Below are 23959 nucleotides of genomic sequence, written 5' to 3'. Positions count from 1 at the left end.
TAACACGCGCCGGCATCCGACCAGGTTCCATCTTTTCTCGAACCATTGCACCAGTCAGATGTGAGAGATTACTCTCGAAACATGTCTCTCAGAAATCCGTACGGCGATTTCGAGGTCACCGACCCGCAGGCGATGCGCGCGCTGGCCCATCCGGTCCGGCTGGCCGCGTTGAGCTACCTGCAGCGGAATGGACCGGCGACCGCGACCCAGCTGTCCGAGCACGTCGGCGCCTCCCCCTCGGTGACGAGCTGGCACCTGCGGCACCTGGCCGGATTCGGCCTGGTCACCGACGGGCCCCCGCCGGACGGGGTCGCGGACCGGCGGCAGCGCTGGTGGCAGGCCGTCGCGCGAGGGTTCCGGTTCGAGATGCCGGAGACGCCCGAAGGCGCCGAGGCCGGCCGGCTGCTGCGCACCGAGGTGATGAACCAGGCGCTCGAGGCCGCCCAGCACTGGCTGGCCGAGACCGAGCCGGCGCTCGACCCGGAGTGGAGCCGCGCGGGCGGCTCGTCGAACACGCTGCTGCACGTCACGCGGGACGAGCTCGATCAGCTCGAGAACGCGATCCAGGACCTGCTCGCGCCGTACGTGCAGCGTGGCTCGGGCAACGCCCCGCCCGACGCCCGGCCGGTCCGGCACCTCCGCATGCTGTTGCCCGAAGCAACCGATTCCTGAGACCGAAGTGAGGCCGCCGGTGAAGACCCTGTCCGCCACCAGCCTGCTGCGCGACCGGCAGTTCCGGACGCTGTGGTCGGCCCAGGCCGTCTCGGAGTTCGGCGACCGGGTCAGCGAGCTCGCCCTGCCGCTGATCGCCGTCACGCTGCTGGACGCCAACGCGTTCGAGACCGGGCTGCTGACCGCCGCCGTCTGGCTGCCCAACCTGTTGTCGCTGTTCATCGGCACGTGGGTCGACCAGCACCGCGACAAGCGGCCGCTGATGATCGCGGCCGACCTGAGCCGGACCGTCGTGCTGCTGTCGCTGCCGGCGGCGTACTGGTTGGACGTGCTGACGCTGGGCCAGCTCTACGCGATCGCGATCTTGGCCGGTACGGCGCACGTCGTGTTCAACACCGCCAACGCGGCGTTTTTCGTCCGGGTGGTGCCGCGGGAGCAGTTCCTGGAGGCGAACAGCAAGCTGTCGGCGACCCGGTCGTTCTCGTTCATGGCCGGCCCGGCGGTCGGCGGCGCCCTGGTGCAGTGGCTGACCGCGCCGGTGGCGATCGTGGTGGACGCCTTCTCGTTCCTGTTCTCGGCCCTGCAGGTCTCGCGGCTGAAGGTCGAGCCGGGTGCGGCCGACGAGACGACCGAGTCGCTCTGGCGGCGGGCGCGCGACGGCATGGGCTACCTGATGCGGCACCCGTACCTGCGCAGCAGCTTGGCGTGCGCGACGACGCTCAACTTCTTCAACATGATCGGGATGGCGCTGCTCGTCCTCTTCGCCAGCCGGAACCTCGGTCTCTCGGCCGGGGTGATCGGCCTGGCGTTCGGCATCGGCGCGACCGGTGGGCTGCTCGGCGCGATCGCCGCGGCGCCGCTGGCGCGCTGGCTGGGCGCGGGCCGGTTGATCGCGCTCGGCGCGGTGGTCTTTCCCGCGTCGATCGGGATCCTGGCATTCGGAGGTGGTCCGGTGTGGGCGCGCGCGACCGCTCTCGCCGCCGCCGAATTCGTCGGCTCCTTCGCGGTGATGTGCTTCGACGTCCCGCTCAACTCGTTGCAGGCGGCGGTCATGCACGACCACATGCGCAGCCGGGTGGTCGGTGCGTTCAGCAGCATCAACTACGGCGTACGACCGCTGGGCGCTGTTGTCGGTGGCCTGCTCGGCACCTTCATCGGTGTCCGCAGCACCCTGCTGATCTCCGCCTGCGGAGGAGCCCTGTCCGTCCTCTGGCTGCTCCGCTCCCCCATCATCACCACCAAATCCCTGGACAACCTGCACCCGCCGGAGGGAGTTCTCGTCACCCCCCGGGATCGCCCGCGGGCCGCTCGACCGACCCACTGACGGACTCGACGATTCTCCGTGCCAGCCGCTCGCTGAAGCCGGCGACGACGGCCAGAGCCGGCACCCACTCGACCGGAGCGGACAGGACCTGCGTCTCCACGGCGACCGTCACCACCAGCGCCGCGGCGGAACCAGTCGACATCCTGGCAACGATCGTCACATAGTTGCCGCTGGCAAGCTCATGGATCCGCGCGTCCCGGCTGGTCCGGAGCGTGCCGAGGGAAAGCTCAGCACCGCCTCAAGCGCACCGAGACCACGATCGACCAGTAGTGCGTACCGTCGTGCAGGAACGCGGTCCTGCCGGGGGCAGCATCGGTCAGCCCGACCAGCACACCGAGCCCGAGGATGCCCGCGCGAGCAGGATCGAGGCAGCGATCAGCCGGAGGCCGAGCAGCCGCAGACGCAGGTACATGTTCTGCGAGTTCCCGTCCAGCAGGCGAGCCGCTTCGGCCACCCGCGCGATCCCGAGGGCGCGCTCGCCGGCGCTCTCCTCGGCGACCGGCGGCAGCTCCGAACCGAACAGTTGAAGCGCGGTCATCAACCGGCCCGCCCACGCGTCCCACTGGGCGCGGCGGAGCAACTTGGGCGAAGGCCAACTCCGGTCCTCGCCGCGTTGATCTTCGCGCTCCATGTCGGGCCCCCCGCACGCTGCGCCTGTGCTGTCAGTTTCACCGTCTGTACGGCCGGGCGCAAGGCCGGCGACGCACCGTTGACACGGCGAGTCGTCCGTGTCTCACTGACAGGAGCGGACCTTCTTCGTGGGGTGCGGGGAAGGTTCGGCCGCCGTCGTGTCGGAGGTCCGGTGCGTTGAGTCGCGCGCGGGGGATGCGGTGGTGGCGGGGAGGCCGACATGACCGAGACGATTCATGACCTGGTGGAGCCTGTCCGGCGACTGCCCAACGACCCGGAGGAACCACCGACCGACGGCGTGGCCGTGTGTCTGTCCGGGGGCGGTTACCGGGCCATGCTCTTCCATACCGGGGTGCTCTGGCGGTTGTGCGAGACGCGTTGGCTGCTCCAGGTGGACCGGATCTCGACTGTGTCGGGCGGAAGCCTGACCGCCGCGGTACTCGCCATCGCTTGGCAGTCGCTCACGGAAGCCGACGATCCGCGCCGGAGGTTCTCGGAGCTGGTGGTGGAGCCGCTCCGGGCCCTCGCGTCGCGCACCATCGACCGGTCGTCGGTCGTCTCGGGGCTGCTGTCGCCGTTCAGTACCGTCGGCGAACAGCTCGAGGCGGAGCTTCGCAAACACCTGTTGGGCGATGCGAAACTCGCCGACCTGCCGCGGTCGCCGGTGTTCGTGTTCAACGCGACAAACACCGGGTCCGGGAAGCTGGTCCGGTTCAGCCGTGCTGGGGTCGCTGACTGGCGGGTCGGTCGCGTCGCCGATCCCGGGCTCCGGTTGTCAGCCGCCGTGGCCGCCTCGTCGGCGTTCCCGCCGTTCCTGTCCCCGTACCGGCTGGATCTGTCCGAGGCCGACTGGATCGATGACGAGGGCAACGATCTCACCGGCGCCGAGTACCGCGACGAGCTGGCGCTGACCGATGGTGGCGTCTACGACAACCTCGGCCTGGAAACCGCCTGGAAGCGCTGCCGGACGATGTTCGTCGCCGACGCCGGCGGGATCCTCGAGCCGGAGCCGGCGCCGGCGAAGGACTGGGCCCAGCACATGGTGCGAGTGACCCAAGTGCTCGACCATCAGGTCCGGTCGCTGCGGAAGCGGCAGGTGCTCGACTCCTTCCGGCAAGGCTCGCGAACTGGTGCCTACGTCGGGATCCGCAGCGACATCACCAAGTTCCCAGCCGCCAAGTTGCTGGCCGCCCCCTTCGACGACACCACCGAACTGGCGGGCATCAAGACGCGTCTCAAGGAGCTTTCCTCGCGGGATCAGGAGCGTTTGATCAACTGGGGTTACGCGGCCGCGGACGCCGGCCTGCGGTCGCACATCGACCCCGGCGCATCGCCGCCCGCTGAATATCCCTACTCCGGCGGCGTGTCGTCGACCGGAGACCAGCGGTGACCACCGACACCGTGGTCGAGGTACCGCCCGGCGAAAACCGGCCGGCACCCTCTGGCGCGCACCCGGCGCCGCGCCAGCAGGTCGGGCTCCGGATCATCGCCCAGGACCCGTCCGTGCACGGCCCCGACCAGCGCATCGTGACCGCGAAGGCGAGCGTGCCGGCCGCGCGCCTCGAGGACGGACCGCGCAGCCCGAGATTCGCCGTCGTCGACTACGACGTCTCCACCGCCACCCTCTTCCCGGCAGCGAAGCTGCCGTCGGACGACGACCGGTTCGCCCTGGCCGACGACAAGACGCTGTGCACCGACTTCGCGTTCCACGCCCAGCAGGTCTACGCGGTGGCGGCCCGGACGCTGGCGACCTTCGAGTTCGCTCTCGGGCGGCGCCTGCCTTGGGGATTCGCCGGGCATCAGCTGTACCTGGTGCCCCATGCCTTCAGCGAGGCGAACGCCTACTACTCGTTCGACGATCGGGCCCTGCTGTTCGGCTACGTCCCGGGTGGGGACGAGCCGGATATCTACACCTGTCTTTCCCACGACGTGGTGGCGCACGAGACCACCCACGCGGTACTGGACGGTCTCCGGCACCGCTTCCTCGAGCCGGGCCTGCCGGACCAGGCCGGCTTCCACGAAGGATTCGCGGACATCGTCGCGCTGCTGTCGGTGTTCTCCCTGCCGGTGGTCGTCGAGGTCTGTCTCGATCCGACCACCACGGGTCGCCTCAGCCGCCTGAACATCGAACGGGACGCGCTGCGCAAGAACGTGCTGACCGGCGTCGCGGAACAGCTGGGCGACGTACTCACCCAGGGACGCGGCGCGCTGCGGCAGTCCGGCTTCCGGCAGCCGCCGAGCAATTGGCGCGAGCTGCCGGAGTACCAGGAACCGCACCGGCGCGGGGAGGTGCTTGTCGCGATCGTGCTGGAGGTGCTGCTGGACATCTGGACCCGGCGGATGGAGGCGCTGCTCTCCCCCGGCCGTGGCCGGGCCCCGCGCACTGTCGACCGGGCGCGGGCGGCGGAGGAAGGCGCCAAGGCCGCGACGCATCTGCTCACGATGCTCATCCGCGGCCTGGACTACCTGCCGCCGGTCGAGTTCGAGTTCGCGGACCTGCTCGACGCGGTGATTCTCGCCGACGCGGAGGTCGCGCCCGACGACCAGCTCCGGTACCGCGAGGCCCTGCTCGACCAGTTCGCCCGCTTCGGTATCGAGCGCCGGCCGGGCGTCCGGCACGACCTGGTCGCCGGCAACGTCGCGATCCGCTACGGCAACCTGAACTTCACCGCTCTGCGGACCGCGGGCGACGAGGTGTTCCGGTTCATCTGGGAGAACGCGGACACGCTCGACATCGACACCAGCTACTACACCCACGTTGAGGCAGTGCTGCCCAGTGAGCGGGTCGGACCCGACGGGCTCGTCGTCCGGGAGTCCGTCGCCAGCTACGTCCAGATCCTCGAGCTGACCGCGGCGGAGCTCACGGACCGGTGCGAGGAGCCGCTGCCCGCCGCTGTGGAGCCGGCGACCAAGCTGAAGATCTTCGGCAGTGGCACCCTGGTGTTCGACCAGTTCGGTCGCGCGAAGTTCCACATCGCCAAGCCCCTGGGCGACTGGAGGCGGCAGGCCGAGCGGGTCAAGCACCTCCACGACGGCGGCTTCTACGACCGGTCCGGCCGTCTCGGCTTCTCGTACGCCGGCGCGGCGGGCCAGGTGTTCGCCGAACTGCATTCCGCGGGTTCCGGCAGTGGGGAGGTCTGGTGATGGCCACTCCGCTCCCGGTCAGGGTCCGCATCCGCATGTACCAGGTCGGCTTCGGCGACTGCTTCCTGATGACGCTCGAGTACGACGCCGCCGTCCGCGGCCGCGCGGAGCGGCACCTCCTGTTCGACCTCGGGTCCACCAGCGGACCGCGGAGCGGACCGGTGAAGATGGGCGACGTCGCGAAGCTGATCGCCGAGCACACGAACGGAAAGCTGGACGCCGTCGTCGTCACTCACCGGCACCGCGACCATCTGCTGGGCTTCGGCGACGCCGTGGGCGCCGAGATCCTGCGCAAGCTCGCCCCGAAGCTGGTCCTGCGGCCGTGGACCGAAGATCCAGCATTGCCGACGGATGCGACCAGTCCGACCGATGGAGCCATGGCGGCGTCGCGCAGGTTCGTGGCCCAACTGGCCGCTGCGCAGTCGGCGGTAGAACGCATCGCGGCTCAGCCCGTCCCTGACCGAGGCGCTCTCCACGCCCTGCGGGCCGCCGCCCTCGAGGAGTTGCCCAACCAGGCGGCGGTTGCCGCTCTGGACCAGCTCGCCGAAGGAGGAAGAGGCCGGTATCTCCACGCGGGGAAGTCCTTGCGCTTGGCATCGGTCGTCCCGGGTCTCCGGATCACCGTCCTCGGTCCACCCACCGTCGAGCAGTACCCGCGCGTCGCCAATCAGGTGAGCCGCGACCCGGAGTACTGGATGCTGCGGCTGCAACGCTCGCTCGCCGAGGCCGCGCCCAGCGACCAGGTACCGCCGCAGGCAGGCGAAGTGGAACCCGGGCAGGTGCGCTGGCTCGTCGATCATCTGGCGAAGCACCGAACGCACTCGGTGGCCCGGCTGGTACGTGCACTCGACGACGCGATGAACAACACCAGCCTCATCCTGCTGCTCGAAGTCGGCGAGTTGACGATGCTGTTCACCGGCGACGCGCAGATCGAGAACTGGCAGTACACCCTCGACAAGCTCGACAAGGATCGAGACCTGCGCACCAAGCTGGCCACCGTCGACCTGTACAAGGTGGGCCATCACGGCAGCCGCAACGCCACCCCGCGCACCCTGCACGCCCTCTGGAAGCAACGACCCGCCGACGCCCCGCCGATGACCGCGCTGATGTCGACCCGGAGCGGATTCCACGGAAAGACGCCGCAGACCGCGGTCCCGCGGGAAACGCTGGTCAACGCGCTGAAAGACGTCGCGACGCTGCACTCGACCGACGACCTCGCGAAGGGCACGGCGTACCTCGAGTTCGTGGCCGACACCACCGGCGGTCCGTTCCAGCCGGTCGACGAGTAAGCGGTCAGCAGACTGCCCCGGGCGGGCCGGCGACGTCGCCCCGGGGGCGGCGGTGACGACGAGGTGACGCGGGCCGGCTCATTCTGGGGCCATGAGTTCTCCCGCGAAGATGGTGAGCTTCGTTCCCTTGCCGTGGTCCAGTTCCGGCACCTTCAGTCCGGACGGACGATGGGTCGCTACGGGGTGCGTCATCTTCATCGACGGTTTCGGAAAGAAGAGCACCTGCCGGGTGTTCGATGCCGCCACGGGGCGGGTGCGCTGCGAGCTCACCACCGAGCCGGAGCTGTCCAAAATGCTGCAGTTCAGTCCGGACGGCAGCAAGGTGGTCGCGAACGGCCACCTGGCGACCATGGTCTTCGATGCCGAGACCGGCGTCCAGCGGTGGATTCGGCAGATGCGCATGATGTCCAGCTATCGCTCGACGTTCAGTCCGGACGGCGGAACGGTCTACACCGGCAGCCTTTCCGAGGTCATCGCGTTCAACGCCGCGACCGGTGACCGACGGTGGACGTTCCCGCACAATCAGCACACCGACACGGTTCAGGACGTCCGGCTCAGCCGGGACGGGACAAGACTCGTCGTCGCGAGCGGCGGAGGCGCCGGCGGCGACCCCAATTCCGGCGGGTTCGTCCGGGTGCTGACCGCCACGCAGGGCACCGAGCTCTGGCGCTTCCGGGTCGAGGAGGACCGGGTCTACCGGGCGGCCTTCAGCCCGGACCGCGACAAGATCCTGTACTACGTCGCGAACTACGACGGACCGAAGCGGATGGGCCTGCTGGACGCCGAGACCGGCGAGCTGCTCGGCCACTTACCCGGGTTGGCGCAGGGCTCGCCGTCCCGCTTCGCGTTCAGTCCGGACAGCCGCTTGGTCGCCGTCGCGAGCGGCAGATTCGTGCATGTCTTCGATGTGGCGACCCGGACGCAGCGCTACCAGACCCTGGCCAACGGGCTGCCCTACAGCGATCCGGCCTTCTCGCCGGACGCGAAACTGTTCCTGGTCGGCGCGGATCGACCGATCAGCTCGACGGAAGCCGTGTCGGCACTCGATGCCGAGACCGGGGAACTGCGGTGGACGATGTCGCATCCACACACCCTCCAGACGGCGGAGTTCAGCCGCGACGGCAAACGGGTGGTCATCTCCGGCTACGACGGCGTCACGGTCTTCGAGCTGACCGCGCTCGCCGCTGTGCGGCACCGGCTCCGGCACGACGGGCCGGTGAACGCCGTCGCTTTCGCCGAGGGTGGCGGCGCGCTGGCCACCGGGAGCGCCGACAAGAACGCCCGGGTCTTCTCGGTGACGTCTGGCACCGAGAGCGCCCACCGGACCCATCAGGGTGCGGTGAACGCGGTCGCGTTCACCCCCGACGGTCAGGCCGTGCTGTCCGGAAGCGCCGACGGCAAGGCGATCCTGTTCACCACGACGGTTCCCGGCGAACGGTTCACCATCGACCACGGTGTGCCGGTGCACGCGGTCGCCGTCAGCCGTGACGGACTGTGGGCCGCGACCGGGTGCGGCGACGAGCTGGTGTCGTCGAGCGCGCGGATCATCAAGCTGGACACCGCTGCCCAGCGGACGGTCGGCCATGCCAAGCCGGTGCGCACGGTGGCGTTCACGCCGGACGCCGCCCGGCTGGCGACCGGCAGCGACGACGGGATGGCCCGCGTGTTCAACACCGTCACCGGTGGCCGGCAGCTGGAGCGAGAGCACGGCGGCCGGGTCAACCTGGTCTGCTTCGGCACCGATCCCAACCTGCTGGCCACGGCGAGCGACGACGGCACGGCCAGGCTGTTCGACATCCGCACCGGGGACCAGTTGCGGGAGTTCAAGCACCCAACCGCCGTGTACGGGGTCGCACTCAGCCTGGACGGGACCCAGCTCGCCACCGCGTCCGACACCGGAGTACGGATCTTCGACCTGGACACCGGCGAGACGCGGCGGGCGGTCTCTCATCCCGCACCGGTGCGGGCCGTCGTGTTCGACCGCACCGGCACCCTGCTGGCCACCGCCGCGGACGACGGCGCCCGCGTGTACCGGACCGCGGGCGGCGAGCTGCAGTACGAGCTGCTGGAAGGAGCACCGGTCCGCGCGGTGGCGTTCGACCCGGCCGCGGGCCTGCTGGCCGTGGCCTGTTCCGACAACACGGCCCGCCTTTACGAGCTCCCCTCCGACTGATCGGAACCTCTCAAGGCCGGCGGAGCAGGCGCCGCAGCAACCTCAGCAGCTTGCCGAGCAGCACGCCCACCAAGCCGGGAAGGCAGCCGGGCAGACACCCGCCACCGGCCGTCCCCGGTTCGCCGACGACGACCGGGGGCAGCTCGATTCCCTTGACGGTGACGGTGACCGTGGCACTGCCACCGATCGGGCACTCGACGATCCGGGTGTAGCCGCCGTCGTAGCGGCTCAGCAGCACGCCGCCGTCGGTGCGCGGATACTCCACGCCGTCCGGGTTCGGTTGTGCTTCACCGGTCTGGAAGTTGCCGTCGCGGACCGCGAAGCGCACGTCGCCGGCCCGGAAGGGCCCGAGCAGTTCCTTCTTGGCGTCGGCCGGGACGACCGTCACCGCCGTCCGCAGAACGGTCTCGAACTTGATCGGTGCGGCGGTCAGGATCGGCGAGTTCTGCGGTGCGACCGAGATACCGACCCACCTGGACAACGTGAGCACCCGGCGGATGTCGCTGCCGTCGGGCAGGCTCGCCTCGATCGTCACCCGCCAGGTGTAGGTGCCTTCCTTGTCGGTGTCGAGGTACCGGTTGGCGTAGTTGCCGTCGTCGGCCTGTCCGTCGTCGTGCGCACCGTCGTCGTACAGCAGGTCGCTGCCGTCCTGGAAGAACCCGCTCGGCGTGACGATCGGCAGGTCGGGCAGGTCGTGCGTGTGCAGGAGGTGGGCCAGCATCTGCGCCTTGGGCGAGTGCGGATCCGGGCGTTGCGGCCGGCCCGGTTTGTAGTTGCCGCTGTTCGTCGCCAGGTACGTGCCGAGCGACTCCCCCGGCCGGGCCAGCTCGACCGTCACCGACGCGCCGGTGACCGGTTGGTCGCCGGCGCGCAGCCGGGCGGTGAGCACGATGGGGTCGCCCGTGTCGTAGTGGTCGCGGTCGAAGACGACGTCGGTGCGGACGAACAAGTCGACGAAGACCAGCAGGTGCTCGTCCGCGATGGACTGGACCGTCCCACCGGACCGGCGGGTGATCTGCCAGTCCAGCGCGGGTACGGCGGTCTCGTCGCCGCCGAACAGCTTCGCTACGTCGACCCAGACGAAGTCGTGGCTGCCGCACTTCTTCACCGTCGCGGCGACCGGCGTGAAGCTGCCGGATCCCGCGGGCCGGCGGGCCAGCTCGATGACGTCGCCCTCCGCCGTCCCCAGCACGGCGACGGCCAGCCGGTTCACCCCGGACTCGATCTTCACCACGCGCGGCGAGTTGGCCGCGAACGGGTCCGGTTCCCGGGTCTCCGCGGCCTGGGACATCGACGCCATCGCCGTCATCGCGGTGACCACCTCCACCTCGTCGACGCCGGCCACCAACCGGTAACTGCCGCCGGCCTGGGTGGCGAGCGCATCGAGCACGTCCTGCTGCACGGTGGCACCGACACCGATCGTGTAAAGCGACAACCGGGAGTTCACGTTCTGGCGGACGATCCCGGCCTGGCGGGCCACCTGGTACCGCTGCACCGCCGCCGGCACCACGGTGTTCGGGTCGACGACAACGGTGCCGCTGTTCTCGTACCCGTCGGTGAGCAGCACGATGGTGAAGTGCGGATTGTCGGCGACGCCGAGCGCGCCGAGGTCGTCGATCGCCTTGATCAGCCCGTCCCCGATCGGGGTACAGGCCCCAGGAGATCCGAAGTTGGTGCCGCACACCAAGCCGTCGGCCGCGGCCAGGTTCGACAACGGCAACACCGGCGTGATCTGGGGGCTGATCGGCAGCGCGTGCCAGGAGCAGGTGGCGTCCTCGAAGACGAGCTCGGTGATCCGGTCGGCGGGTTCGACACCGGACCGCATGGCGATGAACAGGTTCGCCATCACCTGCGCCGCGGTGGTCGCGTGCTGCCAGCGGCTGCCGGCGGCCATACTCCCCGACCGGTCCAGCACCAGCGCCAGGTGCTGCGGACGCGGGGCGATGGTGAGGTTCTGGGCCGGTGCGCTCGCGTTCAGGAAGCCGACCGTGCCGCAGCCGGTCTCGAACCAGACTTCCTGGGCGATCCCGATCGTCCGCGCGCCGTACACACCGGGTGCCGCGAACGTCATCGTCTGGCTCGCCGAGCACGCGGGGAAGGCGGTGATCGGGACGAAGCCGGTCTTCGTCCAGCGATAGCTCGCCGTCGGCGCGGTACCGACGTAGGTCGGCGCTGCCGCGGTGCCGGTGGCGGCGGCCGCGGTCAACGTGACGGTGTCCTTCTCCCGCACCGCTCCCCCGCTCAGCGTCGGCGCGGAGATGGTGAACCCGGAGACCGGGTCGCACAGCAACCGGGTGATGGTCGGATCGCCGCCGATGTCGTTGACCTGGGTGAACTGCCAGGTCTGCGGGTCGTCCGCCCGTGCGCGCACCGACCAGACCTCGTCGGCCACCGCGGTCGGCGTGGCCCGGATCTCGCAGTCGAGGACGGTCTCCGGGCCGTTGGTCGAGACGATCACGTCGATTCGCCGGCTCGGACCGGTGAAGATCGCCGGGAAGGAGTAGGTCCCGTCGGTGACGGGCAGGTCCAGGTCGACGCCGCCGCGGCGGAGGGTCGCGGTGACACCGGCGGCCGCGGCGGGGAAGCGCACCTGGAAGCCGGCGTACGGCGACGTGGGGACGACGTCCAGCCGCAGATCGGCCACCAGGCCACGGGAATCGGTGACGGTGTAGACGGCGGAGCCGAGGACGGCCGGGCTGATCGATGGCATGACAGGCTCCTTCAGATCGCGGTGACGAGCCGCTTGTAGTAGACGTTGACGTTGCCGTCGCGGCCGCTGAGCCAGAGGATCCAGATCGATCCGTCGGGCGCGTACAGCACGTGCGGCGCGTTCTCGTCACCGGTGGCGGTGGTCAGCTGCCGAGGCTCGGCCCAGGTTCCGTTGACCGGGTCGCGGCGCATGGCGAACAGGTTGCGCGAGCCGAGGTCCCCGCGGCTCCAGAACAACCAGATCGCACCGTCGGCATCGGCGATCGCGCACGGCTGGTGGTCCTTGTCGCCGGTGTTCGGAACCTCTTGCCGCTCCTGCCACGCCCCGGACGCGAAGAACCGCGCGAAGAGGCGGCCGCCGGCACCGGTGTGGCGCCAGAACACCCACACCGCGAGGCCGCCCGAGTTGACCGGAAGGACGAACGGCCCCTCGTCGCTCCCACCGCCGGGCGGGTTCGCGAGAGTGAACTCCTGGGCAACCGTTCCGGACGCCGGGTCGAAGCTCAGTGCGGTCAACCCCGCCTGGCTGCGGAAAGCCGCCCACACCTTGCCCGACGGGTCGGCGGCCGCGTGGAAGTCGGGCGCGGTCGCGGGCGCGGTGGACAGTTGGATCGGCGTCGCGTCGACGAACGCGCTGGTGGCGATCCGCCAGCGCCGGTAGCTCCAGCGGTTGGTTCCCGCGCGGTGGAAGAAGATCGTCGCCAGCGGATCGGTGACCGTGACGAACGGACTCGACTCCGCGACGGCGGCATCGGTGGCCACGTCGATCTCCGGCGCCGTGTCCAGGTCGTCCAGCCGGGCCCGCTTCATCTGGATGTTCGACGGCGTGCCCTTTTTGTGCTGGTACGCCAGGAGCAGGTCGCCGCCGGGGAGCACGGCCAGGTGCGGCTCGACGTGTGCGTCGGCGCCGGAGGTGACCTGCAGTGGTGGTGTCCCGAAGCCTGTGTGGATGTCCGCCAGGTCCAGCCGGCTCGCGAAGACCTGTTCGACGCTGAGCACCCGGTCGCTCTGCAAGGTCGCTACCAGACCGCCGGTGGTGTCGAGGACGAACCCACGCCGGATCGAATCCGTCGAGGCCGAAGTGTGCAGCGGTCTGTCCGGTGTGCTCGGCAACTCGCCGCGCAGCAACGCGTTGACGGCCTCACGGACGCTGATCGGCGGGCGCCAGCTCCCGGAGCGGTACTCGACCGGGTCGACCCCCAGGACGTCCTCGACCAGGGTCGCGGGCGGGACCAGCAGCCGGCGCGCCCGCTGGTCGACAATGTCGCCGTCCTGGACCGCGGGATCGTTCTGACGCCGCCGGATCAGGGCCAGCGGCGTGTAGGCGTGACCGGCCAGGAAGCCGGGCTTGCCGGGGACCGGTACCTTGTCGCCCACCCGGACCACCCATTCGCGGCGCATCCTGGCACAGGTCTCCACTCCCAGACCGGTGTGGACCAGGTCGGCGTCCTCGTCGGCGGTGACCAGTCGCTCCCACAAATCGAGGTAGGCGAACACGGCGCCGCCGGCGGTCGGCGGCTTCAGCTTCGCCACCTTCGGTACGCCGAGCCGGGCCGCCAGCGCGTCCGCACCCGGCTGGTCCTCGTGCAGGGGCTGAGCCGTGAACGGGACGGTCTGCTCGATGATGACGTCGAGCCCGTCGACGATGATCCGGCCGACGTTGCGCAGCGCGGTGTCGGTGCTGGTTGTGCCGGCCGTCGGCGGTGTCACCCCCAGTGTGATCAGGAAGTCGTTGGCAGGCGCCGCGTCGTGGCGGGCGATGCGAAACCCGTCGTTGCCTTCGGGGACCCCGTCGCCGACGAACCACTTGAGGAAGGCGCGCAGCTCGAACTTGCGGATGTCGTCCAGCTCGTTGACGTCGGCGTCGACGATCGGGACACCTTGCTGGAGCCGGACGTTCACGTAGCCGAGCAGCGGGTCGAACTTGTTCGGCGAGATGATGGCCATGGCGGTTCCCCTTTTCAGAACGTCAGCCAGATGGTCCGTTGCAAGGTGCTCGCGGGATCCTTGGCGATGACGGGATGGGTGACGTAGTTGAGCAGTACCGGGGCGCCGTCGAGAGTGGCTGCCAGCCCGAACTCGCGCAGGCTGCTGACGGGGTGGTTGCCGTCCGGCCAGCTCGGCAGGTTCGGGCCGAGCGTGACGTGGATCTGCAGCCGGTTGGTGGGGGTGGCGGACACTGTGGCGGCGGTGAGGAAATCCATCCGCAGCGCGGCCGGCCCCGCGGTGAAGGGGTTCGGGTCGACGAGGCGAGTCGTCCCGCTGGTTGCCGTCGGCGGTCCACTGGCGTCCCAGGCCGCCAAGCCGGCCCCGACCCGCAGACCGGTGATGCCGGTCGCCGCGGGCGCGCCCCGGACCAGCGCCGCCAGCAGCTTGCGGCAGTCGCCGACGATGGTGTTGGACCGCCAGCCGCGGTCCCAGACGACCCGGCCGTCATGACCGAGCAGCACGTCGCGGTACCGGCCGGACAGCCGGTCGGTCGCGGTTTCGTCGGTCATGGGTCCTCCTCGGGGAACGGTGGCCACCAACTGCGGTTGGGCTGAGCTGACGGCGTGGTCGGTGTGGACGGAACCGAGGTACGGCTGGCGGGATCGGCGAAGCGGAACACCCGCCACCCGGGTGCGGACACGGAGCTGGCATCGACCACGGTCAGGTATTCGGCGAACGGGTACTCGTCCCGGTAGGAATCACCCAGCGGCTGACCCGGCCCGAACACCTCCTCGTCGAGCTGCGCCGACCGCAGTACGACGATCGCGCGCCGGTTGACCGGCAGGAAGCGAATCAGCAACTGGCGCAGGCGTTCCGCGTCGCGGGCGACCAGCGGGCGTCCGGCGGGCCCGCGTTCGACGTAAAGCCCGAGCGTGTTCGGGGTGTACAGCTCGTCCGGGCCGGGCGGCGTGCCGTCGGGCCGCTGTGGCGTGTAGCTCAGCAGGTCGCCGAACTGACGGCGGCCGCGGTTGCGGTCCAGGTCGTTCGGCGTCACGGTGACCGAGCCGGCGAAGCGGCGGACGGAGGCCTCGTCGGCCGCGTGCCGGCTGGTCCCGGAGCCCGCGACGTCGCCGCCGAGCCGTCCGAACGCGATGTTGCGGTCGCTGCGGAACAGCAGCCACGTCGACCCGTCCGGCATGCCGACGGAGGTCGGATCGGTGTCCGCGGCCGGCCCGCCCAGGACCGGTGCGGGTGCCGTGACCGCTCCCGCGGTGTCGATGTCGGCCGAGAACAGATCCGCGCCACCGCCGCGATCGGAGCGGAAGTACACCCGGGCGCCGTTCGCTCCGCGGGGTGCGACGGCGGGCTCCCGGTCCGCGGCCGACCCGTTGGTGAGGTCGGTCGGATCCGTCCACGCCGGGCCGGGCCAGTCGAACCGGCGGATCCGGATCTTCCGGCGGCCCGACGGATCGGCGACGGCTACCAAGTGCGAGGACGCCAGCCACAGCCGGTTGCCGTCGCGGACAAGCTGGGGATCCTGCTCGCCCGCCCCGGCGTCTGCGAACCATTGCGGCGCCGACCACGGACCGTGCAGATCGCGGACGTCGTCGCCGATCAACCCGTCCGCGGTGGTCAGGGTGTGCCAGCCGGCCTTGTCGCGGACGCCGAGCCCGGCGGAGGTGCCCGCGTGAATCACACCGTCGGGTGTCACCAGGACCGTGCGGCAGTCGTTGCCCGGCAGGCCGTCAGCGACGGTGTACAACTCGGCCAGTCGGTCGCTGCGCAGCTCGACCAACCCCACCGCGGTCGCCATCCAGACGGGCCCGTACTCACGGACCGCCGGCTGAGGCTCGACCGGTACCGGCACCGGCGCGATCGCCCGGACATCATTGGCACCGACGATCCCGAGCCGCGCCAGATCGATGCCGGAGACCGAGCCGTCGCGCGAGATCCGCGCCGGGCCCGCGGCAGTGGCCACCCACAGCGCGCCATGCGGATCCACCACCACCTGCCGGACATCGTTGCTGAGCAGCCCTTGGGCGGTCTCGTACGTCGACCAGCCGGCGCCCGTACGACGTACGACGCCTGTTGCGGTGGCGAACCACACCGAAGGCGCCACGCCTCCGAACTCGGTCGCGACGTGCCGGACGTCCTTGCCCAGCAAGCCGGCCAGTGCGCTGTCCGGAAGCCAGGTGTTGTCCGGCCTTCGGGCACTCGCGCCCGGGGTGAGGGGTGTGGACGGATGGCCGAACCACACGGTGCCGTCCGGTGCCACGGCCACCGCGCGCACATCGTCGCTGCCCAACCCACCGCCGGTGTTCGCGACCGTCAGCACCGAGATACTTCCGTCGGGCCTTCGCACCGCGGCGCCCGCAGCGGTGGCGAACCAGGTCGATCCGTCCGCATCGACCGCGACCGCGCGAACCTGGTCGCTGGGCAGGCCGTCCGCACTGGTGGTGGGCGGCTGGTCGCCGGTACCGGGGACAATTCCGACTCCGCTCGCGGTCGCCGCCAGCACCGCGCCGTCCCAGCGAACCCTCGCCACTCGCCAGGCATGCTCGACGTGGGTGCGCCACACCAGCCGGACAGCGCCCTCCGGATCCGTGGCCGCCGTACAGTCCGCGTGGCGGCCGAGCGGCACCGAGCCGACCGGGGTCGCGGGCGACCAATCGACCGTCGGGTCCCAGTCTCCGCGCCCGATCAGCCGCCGGTCCCCGAAGCCGAGGGTGCGGGCGGCGGTGGACGCGGCCAGGTCGACCCGAAGGACGACGCCGGGTCCGGCCGCAACGGTGTTCAAGCTCAGCCCACCGTCAGCGGCCGGCGTCGCGTCGACGCCGGCGAGCTGGGCCTTGAGTGCCTGGGCCACTTGGTCAGCGCTGGCGGCCGAGAGATCTGGGTACGCGGCAGCGTCGATGTGGAAGGCCTCGGTCGTCCCGTAGCCAGTGAGGGTCAGGCGGGTGCCGGCGGTGAGCCGGAACGGACCGCGCAGCTCACCGTGCAGGCGAGCCGGTTCCATCGTGCGGGGCAGGCCGCCGCGCCAGCGCAGTACGGCGCGGTCGGTGTCGGGATGCTCGACCGAGGCGAGCCACAGGACGCCGCCGTTCGGCCCCTCGATGAGCGCAGGGTCCGCCTGCGGCGCCGGCGCGTTCGGCTCGACCGCGACGGCGCCGAGCCAGCCGCCGCGCAGACAGGTCTTGGTCATCAGACGCGGGCCGGACGTCGTACCGGTCGTGGCCGCGTACACGGTCCACAGTCGCTGCGTACCGTCGACGACCGTGGCGAGCCGGCCCCGCGGAGCGCCGTCCAGGGAGATCAAGCTCGCCGTCGTCGAGCTCACCTCGACCCGGGAGTCGGCATCGGCCAGCCGCGATCGCAGCCTGATCTTGCCGGCTACCGCGTCGACGTCGGCTCCGGTCACCATCCGGCCGAGCACCGCCGCGACCTCCACAGCGGTGGCCGCGTTGACGTCGGCGAAGTCGTCGGGGCCGAAGGTGATGGTAGTGGGGACCGCCCCGTCGATCGCGACGGTCAAGCTCATCCCCGGGCTCAGTGCGAACGGCCCGGTGGTCGATCCGGTCAGCTCGGCCGCCAGCCCGGCCGCGCCGGTCGCGACGGCGTCCGGTGGTACCAGGCCGAGAACCGGAGCCGCGTCGTCGGCCCCCCACCAGGTGCCACCTCGCTCCACCGCCGCGAAGAGGTTGCGTTGCGGTGCGACGTTGCTGCGGGCAATGTTCTGCGCGAGCTCGGCGACGCGGGTCGACCAGCCGGTGTAGTGGTCGACGATGCTGCGGACGCCGGGGATGCTGCCGACCGCGCCGTACAGCTTGGGGGCGGTGGCGATCTCGCTGCGCTGCCGCGCGACGTCGCCCTCGACGGTGAGATCCCAGCCGATCCAGTCCGCGAGCAGCGGCAGGAAGCGGTGATCGACGTCGGCCGTCGCGCGGAGACCGCGCAGCCCCTCGGCCGAGCTGAGGATCGCGTCGAGGGAGACGCCGAAGATGTCGACGAACCGGCGGAGCTGTCCCCCGGCGGCGTTCGCCTCGGGCAGCCGCCCGGTTCCCGGGTCGCTCGGCCGTACGACGGTGTCGTGACGCCGGTAGACGGCGGGAATCAGCTCGTAGAGGGTGCGGTGGTTCCCGTGCACCTCTCCTGGTGTCGCGATTGCCCGCCACGGGTGCGGCGCCGACGAGCTGTCCAGCTGGTAGTAGTACGGCACGCCGGCGTCGAGGAGCAGGCCGCCGAAGTCGCCCGCGTCGAGCAGTTCGATCTCCCGGCGCAGCACCGCGCGGTCCGGGCCGAAGACGGTGCGGACGACGCGACGGCGGACCTCCTGCACCAGGCCGCGGACCGGTTCGGTGACCGTCACCGTCCGCTCGACGATCCGCAGCGCGCCCGCCACGAAATCGCGGTCGGGGAGATCGACGACGTCGGTCCCGCCCGGCACCGGCGCGGGCGGGAAGGCGGCGTCGTCGTAGACCAGGTAGGCACCAGAGACCGTGGCGGGAAAGGCGAAGTCGCGCCGTTTGCGCCGGATCGTCACCACCGGCCAGTCCAGCACCGAGGCCCCGGGGACCGGGATCATCGTCCACCGCAGCAGCACCCGCCGCCCGATCAGGTCGGCGGTGGCGGCGAACGACTCGATCCGCACGGCGCAGTCCTCACCCGGCCGGCTTCAGCCGGACGTCGAGGACCCCGGGGGTGGGGATCTCGAACTCGCCGATGTCGATCCGGCCCTCCGGCGCCACCCCCGCAGCCACCGCGTCCCGCAGGAACGCGGGCAGCTGGGCCATCGGCGGCAGCTGGTACCTCGCCAGCTCGGCCTCCAGATCCGGTGCGGGCCGGTCGGCCCGCTGGAACCGGGTGACCGTGGCACCAAGCACGCCCTCCACGGACTCGGCGGCGGCGTAGACGTCGCTCTGGTACAGCGTGTGCCCGAAGTCGACGGTGTCGAAGTCCAGCAGGGCGGCGATGGCCCGGGCCACCTGGCTGACGGTCACCTCGGCCAGGAACCGCTTGTCGACGGTCAGCTCGACGGAGATGTCGACGACGACCGGCTCGGCGTCCAGGACGGCGACCATGGTGCCCGCCATGCGCTTGTCCTCGAAATAGCCGAGCAGCCGGTGCCGCAGCGCCTCCGGCACCGGTCGCAGGACCGGACCGGCCGGCGCGACGTACAGATCGACGGTGTTCCACGACGTACTCCGCGCCCGCACCTTCGCGACCGTGCCGGTGCGCTGGGCCAGCGCGACGTAGTCGCTCGTCGTGACGGCGCGGTTGGTCGAGCGAAAGGCGAAGGGCGCATAGCGAATCGCGTGATCGGCCCGCTCGGCGTCGCCACCCCCGGCCGCGGCCGCGGGATTGATCACCGACCGCAGCCCGGTGATGGGGGTCTGCGCCTCGGTGATCGCGCCCGCGGCGACGTTCCCGGCGGCGCCTTGGCAGACCCGGTAACTCGCCCGGACCTTGTCGGTGCCGACCGGCGGCCGCCGCCCACTGCCGAACACCGCGTGGGCCGTGCCGGCGGCGTCGAACAGCAGTTGGTACGTGCGGTCGCCGGGATGGGCGAACACCGCTCGGCCGTCGGCGGCGATGTCGAACAGCAGGCTTTCCCGCCGGTCCCAGGTCACCCAGCCCGCCCCCTCGTCGACCTGCACCACCACGGAGTCCACCACCACCGCCTGGTGCGGCAGCGGGAAGCTCTGGCCTGCTTCGCCGGTCGAACTCCCGAGCGGCGGCGGATTCTCCTGGCGGCTCTGCTCGACCGGCAGACCGTCGTACCGCACCACCGGCTCGCTGTCGTCGCCGACGCCGGGGCGTACCTGATCCGACAGCAGGTCCAGCTCGAGCTTCGGCCCGAGGTACGTGAACTCGATCGCGCCTCCGGTGCCGGTACCGGTCACGAAGGTCGCGCCGTGCGGCACCGTCACGGTCTGCGCGCCGGCGGGCATCGCGAAGGTCAGCTGCAGATCGGCGACGGCGGGCGTGGCCGGGGACAGCTCGTAGCCGATCAGCCGGAGCATGTCGACGATGCCCGCGCGCTCACTGGCGGTGCTCGGAAACAGCTCGCTGGCGATGCGGTCCTGGTAGTAGAGCATCACGTCGCCGCAGTACGCGAACAGGTCGACGAGCAGCACGCCCAGGTCGGCGGGCGAGCGATCGGTCCACTCCGGCAGCCGCTGCGCGGCCAGCCGCAACATCGCCTCCCGCAGAGACCGGAAGTCCTTGTCGGTGTAGTCGATCGCCGGTGGCGCCGGCTGCGCTGGGGTCACCATGGCCGGCTCACACGATCGGGATGATCATCTCGGCGGCCACCGGCCGGTCACTGTGCACGTAACCGAGGACCAGCCGCAGCTCGCCCTCGCGGCGTTCCAGTACGGCGCGCGTCACCACGATGCGCCGTTCCCACCGCACCACGGCCTCGTGCGCCTGCTTGCGCAGCAGATCGGCGGTGACGTCGTCGTCGGGCTCGTGCACCAGCGCGTGGATCCGGGTGCCGAAGTCCCGCAGCATCGGCCGCTCGCCCAACCGGGTGCCGAGCAGCACCCGCAGGTCGTCGCGGATCTTCTGGTCCCCGCCGGACATCGCGACACCGCCGGTCCGCGGGTCGATCCGGAACGGGAAAGCGGCTCCGCTTGGGTCGGTCATAAGGGTCCTCCGGATCAGTCCAATGGGCACGCGGGCAACGCGGGCGGGCTGGGCAACGCGGGCAGCGCCGGCACCGCGGGCAAACTGGGCAGCGCGGGGACCGGCACGGCGAACGACGGAATCTTCGGCGCCGGCAAGCCCGGCAGGTCCGGCGCGGACAGAGTCGGCAGCTGTGGAAGGTCAGGAATCTTGGGGAGGCCCGGCGGCGCCGGGACCGGTACGGCGAACGCCGGGAGCTTCGGCACCGGCAGACCAGGCAACTCCGGAAGCGACAGCGACGGCAACGGCGGCAGCTGCGGTACCGACGGAAGCCCGGGCGGTGTGGGCAGCTTGATCGAGGGGAACGGCGGGAAGTGGCAGCGGCTCATCACTTCACCACCACGGAACTCGTCAGGTGAACGCCAGGCAGCAATCGCAGTGGCTGCAGTTCCACCGACGGCGCAGCGGTACCAGGACCGGCCGGGGTGGCGACCACGTGCGTGTGGGTGAGCAACGCCTGCCACAGCGCGTTGAACGCGGTACCCATGATGGTCGGCTCGGCCGCCGCGGTGCCGAGCGCGACCGAGGTGGCGTTGAGAATCACCGAGGCCGCGGTCACGTGGACCGTGTCGTCGACGACGTTGACGACCGTTCCCTTGGGGTTCACCACGGCCGTGCCTTTGCCGGTCATGGTCAAATGGTTGCCGTGGGCCTCGACCAGCGTCGTCTTGCCCTCCTTGGCGTCCAGGTGCAGGTGCGAGCCCCTGGCATCGGCGATCAGCACGCTGCCGTCGGGGTCGATGGAGATGAACGCGTCGGCGGCGTGCCGGATCAGGATCCGCTCCTGGCCGTCCTCGTCGGCGAACTCGACGGTGTGCCCGGACACGGTGTGGATCACCCGGTGCTCCGGCGGTGACACCTCCGCCTCGGCCGGGGTGGTGCCGGCCGGGTGCCAGACACCGGTCCAGATCGGGTGGTCGAGGTCGCCCGCCTCGAACTCGACCCAGATGTCGGTGTCCTTGGGCGGTACGAAGAAGTGCCCGTACGGCAGGCACGGTACAGCGGAGACCGTGGCGGTCGGCCCGAACACGGCGGGTACCGTCACCTGCAGGGTGCCGCGGAAGTCCGGATCGGTGTCGTCGGCCACCTTGCCGCGGTACTTGCCGTAGTAGCGGCCGACGTGCCGGCCGAGTTCCTCGGTGAGCATTCCCCTCACCTCGTCGCCGCGAACTTGGTGAAGTAGCTGGCCCTGCTGCGGTGCTCGGAGCGCTCCCGGCGGTAGACGTGATTGACCTTGGTCAGGTACCAGTCCCCTGCCGCCCAGGCCGAGATGCCGCTGATGGAGACCCGGGACTTGGCCCGGAGCAGCACGTTGCCGGTGGCGACGCCGCGCCCGGAGAACCCGAGCCGCCGGGTCGGGTCGGGAACGATCTTGGCCTTGGCCGCGCCGGGATCGGCGACGGCGCCGGCGACCCGTTCGGTGGGCGCGGCCAGTTTGGCGTCGGCCGCGGCGGCCAGCTCGGTGAGCGATTCCAGCGCCGCGCGCCGGTCCGCCCCCAGGCCGGGGTCACGTCCGGTACCGGGCGCCGGCAGTTCCGGCCGCGGGGCCGGCGGCGCCGCCGGGGCGTCGACGACGGCGCCGGAGGCCGGGTCGATCGTGCTGGCCGACCGGGTGGGCAGAGCGCCGGAACTGATCCGCTCGAAGTCGAACTCGACCAGGTCGCCCATCCCGCGGCAGTAGCTGAGGGTTCCGACCGGCTTGGCCGTCCCGACCTTCTCGATCGGGACGAAGAAGAACTCCGACGTGTTCTTGCCGTCGAACTCCAGGAAGGCCAGGCAGTTCTGCCGCTCGGCGAGGTCGAGCACGAACGCCCAGTCGTTGACGTTGGCCTGCCGCAGCGCCCGCGTCTTGTCGAACGTGAGCTCCTCGGTCGGCTCGATCTGGCCCACCTTGATCCGGTACTCCGCCCGCGTGACGATGTCGGTCAGCACCTTGGTGAGGGTCTCGCCGCGGTTCCACACCACCGGTTCGGTGGGCGTGTGCTTGCTCATCCGGTGGGTGAAGTCGAGTGCGGTCAGCTCGATCCGCTGCCCGCCCGGGGCGGCGATCACCCTGGCCGCGCTGACCACTCCCTCGAAGATCTTCGCCCGCTGCGCCTTCCAGCCGAGGGTGATCCGGACCTCGAGCCCCTCGAACGAGGCGTCGGCCAGGACCCCGGTGTTGTCGTCGAGCACCACGGTCGCCTTGTCGGTGAGCCGGTCGTGGTCCTCCACGTCGACCGACTGCACCGGCGAGGACACGTCGCGCCAGTCCTTGCCGTCCACACTCATCCAGAGCTCCGCCACCGCGGTCTCGTCGCCGGGCGTACCCATCTCAGAACACCCGCTTCCGCTCGATCAGGCCCGGCGAACCGCTGATCGGGATCGCCCGGATCTCCCCGGGACGCAGCCGCAGCGGGAACACCGCGGGATTGGCGTCGGCGATCCGCCACCAGCTCTCACTGTCACCGAAGTAGTGCCAGGCGAGGTACTCGACGTCCTCGAGCGCCGCCACCCGGTGCTGGTAGTCGACGGCGGCCCGCGGCCTCGCCGCCGACCGACGGATGGCGACCGTCGGACGGACGGTGCCGGCGGCGTCGACGGCGTCGTACACGTCGAGGCCGCGGTAGCGGGATGTGATCGAAACCGGCATCGTCGTCCTCCTAGAGCGCGAAGATGTTCTGCACCAGCCCGGCCCCGGGCGCTGCCTGGATCCAGTCCTCGCCCTCCAACTGGAGGTACGACTTGCTCACCTCGACGACTCGGGCCAGGTAGTCGAGGCTGGTGGCGAGGGACTGCGTCTGCTCGGTCAGCGTCACGCTGATCTCGGCACGCTCGGGGGTGAGATCGGTCTTGAAATGGGTGACCTTGATGTTCAGATCGCTCATCACGCAGTCCAGATCGATCCCGCCGAGCTTGAGGTTGCACAACGGCGGCCGGGTGGGCATGCAGAACTTCCGGCCCGGTGCCAGCCAGGCCAGCATGTCGCTGACCGGGTCCCAGGCCGGGTTCATGAACGAGCGCAGCACCGCAAGGCTCGGTTCAAGCCGGCCACCGAACCGCTTGTCGCCCGCCACCGGCACCGGTGCGTTCTGGCCCGGCAGCGGTTGCGGGATGTCGGGCAGGTTCCTGGCGTCGAGGGCGAAGTCGAGCGCGAAGGTGCGTGGTTTGCCGGTGTCCGCCTCCAGCCCCTTGGTACCGACCAGCAGGCTGCCGAACTCCTTCACGTCGTCGAAGAAGCCGAACACGTTGCCGAACCCGGTTTCCGCCGCGGTCCGGTCGAACCCCCACTTGCCGAAGCTCTGCACCTCGCGGTAGCCGAAGCTCTTCTTCTCCGACATCAGCTCGGGGTTGAACTGGAAGCGGAAGATCAACGGCGGCACGTTGAGCACGTTCGCCAGGTATCCGGTCTTTCGGTCCATCGCG

The 23959-nt window shown here is 70.6% G+C and carries 19 protein-coding genes; 6 read left to right on the top strand and 13 right to left on the bottom strand.

Going from position 1 to position 23959, the window contains the following annotated elements; translation table 11 throughout:
- Positions 1-81: 81 nt before the first annotated feature.
- Both ACQPXM_RS17790 and ACQPXM_RS17785 read left to right on the top strand, forming a co-directional pair.
- Positions 82-672, top strand: a complete 591-nt coding sequence (locus ACQPXM_RS17790) for an ArsR family transcriptional regulator (RefSeq protein ID WP_432949944.1) — start codon at positions 82-84, stop codon at positions 670-672.
- A 19-nt stretch (positions 673-691) separates the two neighbouring features.
- Positions 692-1996, top strand: a complete 1305-nt coding sequence (locus tag ACQPXM_RS17785) for an MFS transporter (RefSeq protein ID WP_432949942.1) — start codon at positions 692-694, stop codon at positions 1994-1996.
- On the opposite strand, the gene ACQPXM_RS17780 is transcribed toward ACQPXM_RS17785, so the two are convergent.
- Together ACQPXM_RS17780 and ACQPXM_RS17775 are read right to left on the bottom strand one after the other, a co-directional pair.
- Positions 1953-2138, bottom strand: coding sequence for a hypothetical protein (locus tag ACQPXM_RS17780; protein WP_432949940.1), 186 nt, complete (start codon positions 2136-2138; stop codon positions 1953-1955). The genes ACQPXM_RS17785 and ACQPXM_RS17780 overlap by 44 nt on opposite strands.
- Before the next feature lie 174 nt (positions 2139-2312).
- Positions 2313-2627 carry a hypothetical protein gene (locus ACQPXM_RS17775; protein WP_432949938.1) on the bottom strand — a complete coding sequence of 105 codons (315 nt, stop codon included), beginning with the start codon at positions 2625-2627 and terminating at the stop codon, positions 2313-2315.
- A gap of 219 nt (positions 2628-2846) precedes the next feature.
- Between ACQPXM_RS17775 and ACQPXM_RS17770 the strand changes: the two genes are divergently transcribed.
- The 4 genes from ACQPXM_RS17770 to ACQPXM_RS17755 all read left to right on the top strand — a co-directional run bounded on the left by ACQPXM_RS17770 (position 2847) and on the right by ACQPXM_RS17755 (position 9232).
- Positions 2847-4016 (top strand): patatin-like phospholipase family protein, encoded by a 1170-nt coding sequence (locus ACQPXM_RS17770; protein WP_432949936.1) that lies wholly within the window; start codon positions 2847-2849, stop codon positions 4014-4016.
- Positions 4013-5770, top strand: coding sequence for a hypothetical protein (locus ACQPXM_RS17765; protein ID WP_432949934.1), 1758 nt, complete (start codon positions 4013-4015; stop codon positions 5768-5770). Before ACQPXM_RS17770 ends, ACQPXM_RS17765 begins: the two co-directional genes overlap by 4 nt.
- Entirely contained in the window at positions 5770-7059 is a 1290-nt protein-coding gene (locus ACQPXM_RS17760; RefSeq protein ID WP_432949932.1) for a hypothetical protein, read from the top strand. The genes ACQPXM_RS17765 and ACQPXM_RS17760 overlap by 1 nt, the downstream gene beginning before the upstream one ends.
- A gap of 91 nt (positions 7060-7150) precedes the next feature.
- Entirely contained in the window at positions 7151-9232 is a 2082-nt protein-coding gene (locus ACQPXM_RS17755) for a WD40 repeat domain-containing protein (RefSeq protein ID WP_432949930.1), read from the top strand.
- Between the two features lie 10 nt (positions 9233-9242).
- On the opposite strand, the gene ACQPXM_RS17750 is transcribed toward ACQPXM_RS17755, so the two are convergent.
- The 11 genes from ACQPXM_RS17750 to ACQPXM_RS17700 are packed head-to-tail and all read right to left on the bottom strand — an operon-like array spanning position 9243 to position 23955.
- Positions 9243-11942: a vWA domain-containing protein gene (locus ACQPXM_RS17750; protein WP_432949928.1), complete on the bottom strand. Its 2700-nt coding sequence runs from the start codon at positions 11940-11942 to the stop codon at positions 9243-9245.
- An 11-nt stretch (positions 11943-11953) separates the two neighbouring features.
- Positions 11954-13888, bottom strand: a complete 1935-nt coding sequence (locus ACQPXM_RS17745) for a DUF6519 domain-containing protein (protein ID WP_432949926.1) — start codon at positions 13886-13888, stop codon at positions 11954-11956.
- A gap of 14 nt (positions 13889-13902) precedes the next feature.
- Positions 13903-14439: a hypothetical protein gene (locus tag ACQPXM_RS17740; protein WP_432949924.1), complete on the bottom strand. Its 537-nt coding sequence runs from the start codon at positions 14437-14439 to the stop codon at positions 13903-13905.
- On the bottom strand, positions 14436-18518 hold the full coding sequence (locus ACQPXM_RS17735) for a hypothetical protein (protein ID WP_432949922.1): 4083 nt from the start codon (positions 18516-18518) through the stop codon (positions 14436-14438). The genes ACQPXM_RS17740 and ACQPXM_RS17735 overlap by 4 nt, the downstream gene beginning before the upstream one ends.
- A 10-nt stretch (positions 18519-18528) precedes the next feature.
- Entirely contained in the window at positions 18529-20142 is a 1614-nt protein-coding gene (locus ACQPXM_RS17730) for a baseplate J/gp47 family protein (protein ID WP_432949920.1), read from the bottom strand.
- 7 nt (positions 20143-20149) lie between these two features.
- Positions 20150-20515, bottom strand: coding sequence for a GPW/gp25 family protein (locus tag ACQPXM_RS17725; RefSeq protein ID WP_432949918.1), 366 nt, complete (start codon positions 20513-20515; stop codon positions 20150-20152).
- 14 nt (positions 20516-20529) lie between these two features.
- Positions 20530-20883 carry a hypothetical protein gene (locus tag ACQPXM_RS17720; protein ID WP_432949916.1) on the bottom strand — a complete coding sequence of 118 codons (354 nt, stop codon included), beginning with the start codon at positions 20881-20883 and terminating at the stop codon, positions 20530-20532.
- The gene (locus tag ACQPXM_RS17715; protein WP_432949914.1) at positions 20883-21701 is read right to left on the bottom strand and encodes a phage baseplate assembly protein V; all 819 of its coding nucleotides are present in this window, start codon (positions 21699-21701) and stop codon (positions 20883-20885) included. The genes ACQPXM_RS17720 and ACQPXM_RS17715 overlap by 1 nt, the downstream gene beginning before the upstream one ends.
- Positions 21702-21706: 5 nt before the next feature.
- Positions 21707-22867 carry a hypothetical protein gene (locus ACQPXM_RS17710; protein ID WP_432949912.1) on the bottom strand — a complete coding sequence of 387 codons (1161 nt, stop codon included), beginning with the start codon at positions 22865-22867 and terminating at the stop codon, positions 21707-21709.
- A gap of 1 nt (position 22868) precedes the next feature.
- Positions 22869-23186: a hypothetical protein gene (locus ACQPXM_RS17705; protein WP_432949910.1), complete on the bottom strand. Its 318-nt coding sequence runs from the start codon at positions 23184-23186 to the stop codon at positions 22869-22871.
- Between the two features lie 10 nt (positions 23187-23196).
- Positions 23197-23955: a hypothetical protein gene (locus ACQPXM_RS17700; RefSeq protein WP_432949908.1), complete on the bottom strand. Its 759-nt coding sequence runs from the start codon at positions 23953-23955 to the stop codon at positions 23197-23199.
- Between the last annotated feature and the right edge of the window lie 4 nt (positions 23956-23959).

Origin of the sequence: Kribbella sp. CA-253562 (assembly GCF_050942265.1) — a bacterium.
GTDB lineage: Bacteria > Actinomycetota > Actinomycetes > Propionibacteriales > Kribbellaceae > Kribbella.
Note: the sequence above shows the minus strand (reverse complement) of the source record. Positions and strands in the feature narration are given on the sequence as shown.

Coding starts and splice junctions, on each gene's coding strand:
- ACQPXM_RS17790 (WP_432949944.1), top strand. CDS start 82: ATGTCTCTCAGAAATCCGTACGGCGATTTCGAGGTCACCGACCCGCAG.
- ACQPXM_RS17705 (WP_432949910.1), bottom strand. CDS start 23,186: ATGCCGGTTTCGATCACATCCCGCTACCGCGGCCTCGACGTGTACGAC.
- ACQPXM_RS17730 (WP_432949920.1), bottom strand. CDS start 20,142: ATGGTGACCCCAGCGCAGCCGGCGCCACCGGCGATCGACTACACCGAC.
- ACQPXM_RS17745 (WP_432949926.1), bottom strand. CDS start 13,888: ATGGCCATCATCTCGCCGAACAAGTTCGACCCGCTGCTCGGCTACGTG.
- ACQPXM_RS17710 (WP_432949912.1), bottom strand. CDS start 22,867: ATGGGTACGCCCGGCGACGAGACCGCGGTGGCGGAGCTCTGGATGAGT.
- ACQPXM_RS17760 (WP_432949932.1), top strand. CDS start 5,770: ATGGCCACTCCGCTCCCGGTCAGGGTCCGCATCCGCATGTACCAGGTC.
- ACQPXM_RS17700 (WP_432949908.1), bottom strand. CDS start 23,955: ATGGACCGAAAGACCGGATACCTGGCGAACGTGCTCAACGTGCCGCCG.
- ACQPXM_RS17725 (WP_432949918.1), bottom strand. CDS start 20,515: ATGACCGACCCAAGCGGAGCCGCTTTCCCGTTCCGGATCGACCCGCGG.
- ACQPXM_RS17720 (WP_432949916.1), bottom strand. CDS start 20,883: ATGAGCCGCTGCCACTTCCCGCCGTTCCCCTCGATCAAGCTGCCCACA.
- ACQPXM_RS17740 (WP_432949924.1), bottom strand. CDS start 14,439: ATGACCGACGAAACCGCGACCGACCGGCTGTCCGGCCGGTACCGCGAC.
- ACQPXM_RS17775 (WP_432949938.1), bottom strand. CDS start 2,627: ATGGAGCGCGAAGATCAACGCGGCGAGGACCGGAGTTGGCCTTCGCCC.
- ACQPXM_RS17770 (WP_432949936.1), top strand. CDS start 2,847: ATGACCGAGACGATTCATGACCTGGTGGAGCCTGTCCGGCGACTGCCC.
- ACQPXM_RS17780 (WP_432949940.1), bottom strand. CDS start 2,138: ATGTCGACTGGTTCCGCCGCGGCGCTGGTGGTGACGGTCGCCGTGGAG.
- ACQPXM_RS17750 (WP_432949928.1), bottom strand. CDS start 11,942: ATGCCATCGATCAGCCCGGCCGTCCTCGGCTCCGCCGTCTACACCGTC.
- ACQPXM_RS17755 (WP_432949930.1), top strand. CDS start 7,151: ATGAGTTCTCCCGCGAAGATGGTGAGCTTCGTTCCCTTGCCGTGGTCC.
- ACQPXM_RS17715 (WP_432949914.1), bottom strand. CDS start 21,701: ATGCTCACCGAGGAACTCGGCCGGCACGTCGGCCGCTACTACGGCAAG.